Origin of the sequence: Shewanella sp. 11B5 (assembly GCF_002836795.1) — a bacterium.
Taxonomy (GTDB): domain Bacteria; phylum Pseudomonadota; class Gammaproteobacteria; order Enterobacterales; family Shewanellaceae; genus Shewanella; species Shewanella frigidimarina.
The window spans coordinates 1-3,255 of the sequence record NZ_PJAP01000899.1; the positions used below are offsets into that span (position 1 = coordinate 1).

The 3,255-nt window shown below is 42.2% G+C and carries 1 protein-coding gene and 1 pseudogene; both read left to right on the plus strand.

The window, feature by feature from the left end:
- The first annotated feature begins 281 nt into the window (after positions 1-281).
- Positions 282-2,747: a bifunctional aspartate kinase/homoserine dehydrogenase I gene (thrA, locus tag CXF78_RS17895; protein WP_102037522.1), complete on the plus strand. Its 2,466-nt coding sequence runs from the start codon at positions 282-284 to the stop codon at positions 2,745-2,747.
- A pseudogene (locus CXF78_RS17900) lies at positions 2,744-3,255 on the plus strand (homoserine kinase); the annotation flags it as partial. The gene thrA and the pseudogene CXF78_RS17900, both read left to right, overlap by 4 nt.

Genomic DNA, 3,255 nt, shown 5'->3' on the forward strand with positions numbered 1-3,255 from the left:
TTCTGTTAGCCAACGTGGATCAGCTATTTAATCTAATTAAATATTATCGGCAGTTAACATTTATCCTAACGAAGAGAATCATCAAATGTTTACCCTCATGCTCGTTGTAATTACAACCATTACAACCACCACTATTACCATAGTGGGGGCGGGCTGATTACACCCTAAAAGATTTTGCATGAAAAGCCCGCTTCTAACACCTGAAGCGGGCTTTTTTGTTTTTAATTCTGATATTTGATTTTAATTTAATGTTGTCACTTTAAAGTGGCAAGGAGAGCAACATGAAAGTAATGAAATTTGGTGGAACATCGTTGGCGAACTGGTCTCGTTTTTCGATGGCGGCAGACATTATTGCTGATACGGCTTCGACAGAATCTGTTGCTACGGTACTTTCTGCTCCTGCAACAGTAACCAATGCACTGTTAGAAATGGTTGATATCGCTGTTAATCAACAAGACTATCAGCCAGTGTTAGACCATATCAATGGTGTATTTAGTGGTTTGTTTTCTGATGCCACTTCACTTATTACAGCCGTTCAACATAAATTATTGGTCGAGAAATTAGCTGCGCAAATGCAGGTTTGGAAAGATAAGTTGTATGGAATCAGGTTATTGGGAGAATGCCCTGATAGTGTTCGTGCTGAATTAGTGGTGACCGGTGAGCGCTTATCAGCAGCTTTAATGGAACAAGTAATGTTGGCGAAAGACATTACTTCAGCACAATTGGATCCAGTCGCGTTATTTTTAGCTCATGGTCAGCCGTTGGAGTCGGTCGTTGATATTGCGGTGAGTAAACCTCGCTTTACCTTACTACCGCTTGATCAATATCGAGTGTGGGTGATGCCTGGTTTTACTGCTGCAGATGCTCAGGGCAAGATCGTCACATTAGGCCGCAATGGTTCTGATTATTCAGCTGCGGTACTGGCGGCATGTTTAGATGCCTCAAGTTGTGAAATTTGGACTGACGTTGATGGGGTTTATAACACTGATCCACGTGTTGTGGCCGACGCTAAATTATTGTCACAATTAAGCTATCAAGAAGCGATGGAGCTCTCATATTTTGGCGCCAAAGTATTGCACCCTAAAACGATTGCGCCAATTGCTCAATATCAAATTCCTTGTTATATCAAAAACAGTTTTAATCCGTCAGCTCCTGGTACATTGGTGTCTAATGATGATGATAAAACAGGTCTACAAGTTAAAGCGATTTCAAATTTAGACAATCAAACCATGTTTAACGTCTCCGGCCCAGGAATGAAAGGCATGGTGGGCATGGCAAGCAGGACTTTAGCGGTTATCTCTCGCAGTGGCATCTCGGTTTCTCTTATTACCCAAAGCTCATCTGAATACAGTATCAGTTTTTGTGTCTCTACCTCTCAAGCAAACAAAGCTAAATGGGCACTAGAACAAGAGTTTGAGCTTGAATTAAAAAGTGAATTACTTGAGCCGATTGAATTACGTCAAGATTTGGCGATAGTGTCTTTGATCGGTGATGGTATGAAAACCCATAAGGGCGTAGCAGCTAAGTTCTTTACTGCTCTTGCTAAGGCCAGTGTCAATATCATTGCTATTGCTCAGGGTTCATCAGAGCGATCAATTTCTACCGTTATTCAACAGAAAAAAACCAAGCATGCCATTGGTGCATGTCATCAAGCATTTTTCGATGTGCAGCAGTATCTAGATGTGTTTTTAGTCGGTAGCGGTAATGTGGGTGCTGGATTACTCGATCAAATCAAGCAGCAAAGTGCGATGTTAAAAGAACAGCACATTAGTATTCGTGTATGTGGGATCGCTAATTCGAGCCAAATGTTGTTGAATAGTGAAGGTATTGAACTTGGCGAGTGGCAGTCATTACTGGCCGAGAAGGGCCAAGCATATGATTTAGCTAAGCTACTTGAGTGGGGGCAAGAGCAGCAATTACTTAATCCTGTAATGGTTGATTGTACATCAAGCGAGTTAGTGTCAGACCGTTACCTTGATGTGATGAATGCCGGTTTCCATGTTGTTACCCCAAACAAAAAATCGAATACTCGTGATTATGCTTACTATCAAGCATTGCGTAAAACGGCTTTAACTCAGCGTCGACAATTTTTGTATGAAACGACGGTAGGTGCTGGTTTACCGGTTATCGATAACTTGAAAAAACTCATGTATGCCGGAGATAAACTACATAAGTTTAATGGTATTTTGTCTGGGTCATTATCCTACATTTTTGGTATGTTAGATGACGGTATGAGCTTATCGCAAGCGACTGCTATTGCGCGTGACAAGTGTTTTACTGAACCCGATCCTCGTGATGATTTAAGTGGTATGGATGTCGCTCGTAAAGTACTCATTCTTGCTCGTGAAGTTGGCCTGCCATTAGAGCTTGAAGACATTAATATTGAATCTGTATTGCCTGCTGATTTTGACGACTCAGGCGATGTTAATCAATTTATGGCGAATCTTGCTTCATTAGATGACCTTATCTCTGCTCGAGTCGCGGCGGCTAAAACCGAAGGTAAAGTGCTGCGTTATGTTGGCCAAATTGAAGATGGGCAATGCCATGTCAGAATTGTTGAAGTCGATGCAACTGATCCATTATACAGTGTTAAAGGTGGCGAGAATGCGCTGGCATTTTATAGCCGTTATTATCAACCAATTCCTTTTGTATTAAGAGGCTATGGTGCTGGTACCGATGTTACTGCTGCAGGTGCCTTTGCTGACGTATTAAGAACCTTAAACTGGACTCGTGAGGTTGGGTTATGAATCAAACGTTAAAAGTAAGCCAAGACACGCTTACTGTTTATGCTCCAGCGTCTATGGGCAATGTTGGTGTTGGCTTTGATTTGCTAGGCGCTGCATTGGCGCCGATTGACGGCTCATTATTGGGCGATAGAGTGATGATTAGCGTCGCTGCCAGCGGGGTTGAATATAGCCAAACAGGTGAATGGGCACATAAATTACCAAGTGATGGTAAGGACAATATTGTTTATCAATGTGCTGAGTTTTTTTTAGATAAATTACAGCGCCAAGATGGTGTAACTGTTTGTTTAGAGAAAAACCTTCCAGTCGGCAGTGGGTTAGGCTCTAGTGCCAGCTCTGTAGTCGCTGCGTTATATGCCTTAAATGAACATTTTGGACAGCCTTTTAACCAGCAAGCCTTATTAGCATTGATGGGCGAGTTTGAAGGGAAGATATCTGGCAGCGTGCATTATGACAATGTAGCGCCATGCTATTTAGGCGGCATGCAGCTAATGCTTAATGCCAGTAACAA

Bases quoted from the DNA above. Each gene is read 5' to 3' on its own strand.
- thrA (WP_102037522.1), top strand. From the start codon at position 282: ATGAAAGTAATGAAATTTGGTGGAACATCGTTGGCGAACTGGTCTCGT.